At 67.1% G+C, this 5,564-nt stretch carries 6 protein-coding genes; 3 read left to right on the plus strand and 3 right to left on the minus strand.

The window, feature by feature from the left end:
- Positions 1-163: 163 nt before the first annotated feature.
- Positions 164-301: a DUF559 domain-containing protein gene (locus tag RMP06_RS21495; protein WP_409050206.1), complete on the plus strand. Its 138-nt coding sequence runs from the start codon at positions 164-166 to the stop codon at positions 299-301.
- Between the two features lie 121 nt (positions 302-422).
- On the opposite strand, the gene RMP06_RS18955 is transcribed toward RMP06_RS21495, so the two are convergent.
- The 3 genes from RMP06_RS18955 to uraH form a co-directional block, all read right to left on the minus strand.
- A complete protein-coding gene (locus RMP06_RS18955; RefSeq protein ID WP_310463355.1) occupies positions 423-1,901 on the minus strand; it encodes a nucleobase:cation symporter-2 family protein in 1,479 nt (492 codons plus the stop codon).
- Between the two features lie 85 nt (positions 1,902-1,986).
- Positions 1,987-3,198, minus strand: a complete 1,212-nt coding sequence (locus RMP06_RS18960; RefSeq protein ID WP_310463356.1) for a urate hydroxylase PuuD — start codon at positions 3,196-3,198, stop codon at positions 1,987-1,989.
- Positions 3,199-3,202: 4 nt separating this feature from the next.
- The gene (gene uraH, locus RMP06_RS18965; protein ID WP_310463357.1) at positions 3,203-3,562 is read right to left on the minus strand and encodes a hydroxyisourate hydrolase; all 360 of its coding nucleotides are present in this window, start codon (positions 3,560-3,562) and stop codon (positions 3,203-3,205) included.
- 75 nt (positions 3,563-3,637) lie between these two features.
- Here uraH and puuE point away from each other — a divergent pair, with 75 nt between their 5' ends.
- The gene (gene puuE / locus RMP06_RS18970) at positions 3,638-4,615 is read left to right on the plus strand and encodes an allantoinase PuuE (protein WP_310463358.1); all 978 of its coding nucleotides are present in this window, start codon (positions 3,638-3,640) and stop codon (positions 4,613-4,615) included.
- A 16-nt stretch (positions 4,616-4,631) separates the two neighbouring features.
- The coding region (gene uraD, locus RMP06_RS18975; protein WP_310463359.1) for a 2-oxo-4-hydroxy-4-carboxy-5-ureidoimidazoline decarboxylase at positions 4,632-5,564 on the plus strand (933 nt) is incomplete at its 3' end.

The raw sequence follows: 5,564 nt of genomic DNA on the forward strand, positions 1-5,564 counted from the left end.
GACATCGCCGACTACATCGTCAGCTTCTACAACAGCGTGCGTCTGCACTCCACACTGGGCAACTTGCCTCCCAATGCCTTCGAGCAGCAATCGGCAATCACACAACCTATCGGGCTGTGCGAAATAACTTGACCAGGACACACAGCACCACACCCCCGACGGTCTGGCCCGTGATGCCGAGCGCGACGACTGGCTCCAGCAGAGACACGGCATCACGGTGCGGCGGTTCGATAACGCCCAGCTACTGCGACAAACCGATGCCGTGCTGGAGCACATTCGACAGGCCCTCGATCCGCGCTGAACACCCACGATCCTGTGATCCCTGTCTTGCTCCTCCCCCCAGCGGGGGGAGGTTGGGAGGGGGGCTTCCGGGTCAGCAGACATGTCACCTGCGCACCGTCAACTAGGCTCTTGGACGAGGCTCAATGCCCCCCGCTGAACGACTTCGACGCCTCCACCGACTCCGCCGTCGAATCCCCCCGGCTGCCGTTGAAGTACAGGTTCAGCACCACCGCCGCGATCGAGGTCAGCAGGATCCCCGACTCCAGCAGCGGGTGCAGGCCGTGCGCCATCTGCTGCGTCCAGCGTGGCGCCACCAGCGGCACCAACCCGAAGCCGATCGCGATCGCCACGATGTAGAGGTTGTGCGCGTTGCCCTTGAAATCGACCCGCGACAGGATGCGGATGCCGGTGGCCGCGACCATGCCGAACATCACCAGCCCCGCGCCGCCGAGCACGAAGGTCGGCACCGATTCCACCAGCGCCGCCATCTTCGGCAGCAGCCCCAGCACGATCATGATCACCCCGCCGGCCACGCAGACCCAGCGGCTCTTCACGCCGGTCACGCCCACCAGCCCGACGTTCTGCGAGAAGCTGGTGTAGGGGAAGGTGTTGAAGATGCCGCCGATCAGCGTGCCCAGACCGTCGGTGCGCAGGCCGGCGGAGAGTTCGCCTTGGCTGATCCGCTTGCCGGTCAGGTCGCCCAGGGCCAAAAACATGCCGGTCGATTCGATCATCACGACCACCATCACCAGCGTCATCGTCAGGATCGACAGCAGGTCGAACGTTGGCATTCCGAACGAGAAGGGCAGGACCACATCGAACCAGTTGGCCTTGGCCACCTTGTCGAAGTTCATCTTGCCCAGCAGCACCGCGACCACGCAACCCGCCACGATGCCCAGCAGCACCGAGATGTTGGCGACGAAGCCGCGTGCGAACTTGACCAGTCCGAGGATCACCACCAGCACGAAGGCCGACACCGCCAGGTTGTCGAGCGCGCCGTACTTCGGGTTGTCGGCCATCGGGATCGGGCCGAGCTTGATCGGGGCGGACGCGGCTTCAGCGGTCATCTTGGCGGCATCGACCATCGCGACCAGTTTCGGCACATCGATGCTCTGCGCCAGGTTCGGCGGTCCGCCCAGCGCCCAGCCCACGCCGACGCGCATCAGGCTGATGCCGATGATCGCGATGATCGTGCCGGTGACCACGGGCGGGAAGTAGCGCAGCAGCCGGCTCATCAGCGGCGCGATCAGCATCGAGATCAGGCCCGCGCCGATGATGGCGCCGAAGATCGCCCGCGCACCGTCCACGCCGCCGTTGGCGTTCGCCATCGCCACCATCGGCCCGACGGCGGCGAAGGTCACGCCCATCATCACCGGCAGCTTGATGCCGAACAGCCGCCCGAAGCCGAGCGACTGGATCAGCGTCACCAGACCGCAGCAGAACAGGTCGGCCGAGATCAGCAGCGCGACCTGCTCCGGCGTCAGCTTCAGCGCCCGGCCGACGATCAGCGGCACGGCGACCGCCCCCGCGTACATCACCAGCACATGCTGTAGACCCAGCGCGGCCAGCCGGCCGGTGGGAAGTTTCTCGTCCACTGGGTGGACCGTGGAAGTTGTCATGCTTGTCTCCTCGTGTTGTTCGGGCAATGCAGCGGCTTCGGCTGGCTGCCCGAAGCACCAGCCGGTCAGAGAAAGGGCAGGGAAATCAGGGGGCCGCCGGCGCGCCCGCCTCGAACCAGCGCTTGATCAGCGCCCGTTCGGCGTCGGTGATCTGCGTGGCGTTGTTCATCGGCATGACCTTGAGCACGACGGCCTGCTGGTACACGGCCTGCGCGTGCTGCTTGACCAGCTCGGCGGTGTGCAGCGCGATGTTCTTGTTCTGCACCTGCGCGTTGTGGCACAGCGTGCAGCGTTGGTCGATCACCGCCTTCACCTCGGCAAAGGTCACGGCGGCTGGCTGTGCGGCGGTGGTGGCGGACGGGTTCGGCGCGAGCCACACCGCCAGCGCGACGAGGACCAGCGTGCCGGCGATGGCATGCGCCCACGACACCGGTTTGCCCTGCGCGAGCTGCTTGTGGCGGGCGACGAAGCTGTGGCGGATCAGCGCCCCGGCCAGCATGAACAGCACCAGCACCAGCCAGTTGTGCGGCGCCTGGTAGAGCCAGCCGTAGTGGTTCGACAGCATCGCGATCAGCACCGGCAGCGTGAAGTAGGTGTTGTGGACGCTGCGCTGCTTGGCGCGCTGGCCGTGGATGGCCTCGACCGGCTGGCCCGCCCGCAGTTGCGCGACAACGGTGCGCTGGCCGGGGATGATCCAGAAGAACACGTTGGCGCTCATCGACGTGGCCATCATCGCGCCGACCAGCAGGAACGCCGCACGACCCGCGAACAACTGGCAGGCCAGCCACGACGCGAACACCACGAACACGAACACGCCGATGCCGACGATCAGGTCGCCGTTCTTCTTCTGCCCGAAGGCGCGGCAGATCACGTCGTAGACCACCCAGAACGCGACCAGGAAGCCGAGCGCCGCGCCGATGGCGGCCATGGGCGACCAGTCGTGGACGCTCTTGTCGATCAGGAAGGTGCCCGCATTGAACAGGTACAGCGCCGTGAACAGCCCGAAGCCGGTCAGCCAGGTGGAGTAGCTTTCCCAGTAGAACCAGTGCAGGTGCTCGGGCAGCTTCTTGGGCGAGACGAGGTATTTCTGCGGGTGGTAGAAACCGCCGCCGTGGACCGCCCAGAGTTCACCGCCGACGCCTTTTTCGCGCAGGGCGGGGTCTTCGGGCGGGGTCAGGCTGTTGTCGAGAAAGACGAAGTAGAACGACGATCCGATCCAGGCGATCGCCGTGATGACGTGGACCCAGCGCAGCAGCAGGTTGGCCCAGTCGAGCAGGTAGGGTGCATAGGCTTCCATCGCGTCACGATCCCCGGTAAGTCGAATACGCCCACGGGCTGACGAGCAGCGGGACGTGGTAATGCCCGTTCACGTCGGCCAGCCCGAACTCGATCGGCACCTCGTCCAGGAACGCCGGCTCCGGCAGCACCACGCCCCGGGCGCGGAAATACGCCGCCACCGCGAACACCAGCCGGTAACGCCCGGCCACCATCGTGTCGGCGGCGAGCAGCGGGCCGTCGGGGTTGCGGCCGTCGTCGTTGAGCGTGAGCGTGTGCAGCGGCTCGACGCGGCCATCGGCCAGCAGCCGCTCCAGCCGCACGGCCATGCCCGCCGCCGGGCAGCCGTTCATCGTGTCGAGCACATGGGTGCTGAGTCGTCCCATTGCGGTCCTTCAGGTCGTTGTGTCAGATCTTCAAAAGTGTATACACTTTGGCATACCAGTCAATCACGCCGAACCATGAGCACTGCAGCACACCCCGGTGAACCCCGCTATCCCCGTGACCTGCTCGGGCACGGTCGCCACCCGCCGCACGCGCAATGGCCCGGACAGGCCCGGGTCGCCGTGCAGTTCGTGCTGAACTACGAGGAGGGCGGCGAGAACTCGGTGCTGCACGGCGACGCGGGCAGCGAGCAGTTCCTCTCCGAGATGTTCAACCCGCCCGCGTTCGCGGCGCGGCACTTGAGCATGGAAGGCATCTACGAATACGGCTCGCGGGTGGGCGTCTGGCGCCTCCTGCGCGAGTTCGAGCGGCGCGGCCTGCCGCTGACGGTTTTCGGCGTGTCCACGGCCTTGCAGCGGTCGCCGGAGGTGACGGCGGCGTTCCGCGAGCTGGGCCACGAGATCGCCTGCCACGGTCTGAAGTGGATCCACTACCAGAACATCGACCCGGCCACCGAGCGCGCCCACATGGACGAGGCGATGGCGATCATCGAGCGGCTGACCGGCGAGCGCCCCCTCGGCTGGTACACCGGCCGCGACAGCCCGAACACGCGCCGCCTCGTCGCCGACCACGGCGCGGAATTCGGTGCGCTGGCCTACGACAGCGACTACTACGGCGACGACCTGCCGTTCTGGTTGCAGGTGAAGAAGACGGATGGCGCACTCGCGCCGCACCTCGTCGTGCCGTACACGCTGGACTGCAACGACATGCGCTTTGCACTGCCGCAGGGCTACAGCCACGGCGACGAGTTCTTCCAGTACCTGCGCGACGCCTTCGATGTCCACTACGCGGAAGGCGACGAGCGGCCATCGATGATGAGCATCGGCATGCACTGCCGCCTGCTGGGGCGGCCGGGGCGGATGCGGGCGCTGCAGCGTTTCCTCGACCATGTGCAGGCGCACGAGCGCGTCTGGGTCTGCCGCCGCATCGACATCGCCCGCCACTGGCAGCAGACGCACCCGTTCAACGCCGACACCGCCTTCCTCTGGGAATGACGTGGGAATGACCTCCATGCCGCTGACCATCGAACAACTCAACGCCGCCACGCCCGCCGAACTCGTCGCGCTGCTGGACGGCACCTACGAGCACTCGCCCTGGATCGCCGAACGTGCCGCCGCACTCCGGCCGTTCACGAGCCTCGCCGGGCTGAAACACGCGCTGGTTACCGCCGTGCGCGACGCCGGCACCGGACCGCAGCTCGCGCTGATCCGCGCCCACCCGGAACTGGCCGGCAAGGCGATGGTGTCGAAGACGCTCACCGCCGAGTCCACCAACGAGCAGGGCAAGGCGGGCCTGACCGACTGCACGCCCGCCGAGTTCGCGCAGTTGCAGCAGCTCAACGCCGACTACAACGCCAGGTTTGGCTTCCCCTTCATCCTGGCCGTGCGCGGGCCGCGTGGCCTCGGGCTGGGCCGGCACGAGATCATCGCCACCTTCGCCCGCCGCCTGGGCAACCCGGTGGACTTCGAGCGCGACGAGTGCCTGCGCAACATCCACCGCATCGCCGAGATCCGGCTGAACGACAAGTTCGGCGTGTCGCCTGACCTCGGCAACCGCGTCTGGGACTGGGCCGAGAAACTCGCGCAGCACAGCGACCCCGGTTACGCCGAACGCGGCGAGCTGACCGTCACCTACCTGACCGACGCACACCGCGCCTGCGCGCAGCGGCTGTCGCACTGGATGAAGGCCGACTGCGGCTTCGACGAGGTGGAGATCGACGCGGTGGGCAATGTCGTCGGCGTTTATCACGGTGTCGATCACGGCATCCATCACGGCACCGACCGCGCCGCACCCCGCCTGCTCACCGGCAGCCACTACGACACCGTGCGCAACGGCGGCAAGTACGACGGCCGCCTGGGCATCTTCGTGCCGATGGCCGTGGTGGCGGAGCTGCACCGCGCCGGGCGCCGTCTGCCGTTCGGCATCGAGGTCGTCGGCTTCGCG

Origin of the sequence: Sphaerotilus sp., assembly GCF_031429695.1 — a bacterium.
GTDB lineage: Bacteria > Pseudomonadota > Gammaproteobacteria > Burkholderiales > Burkholderiaceae_C > Sphaerotilus.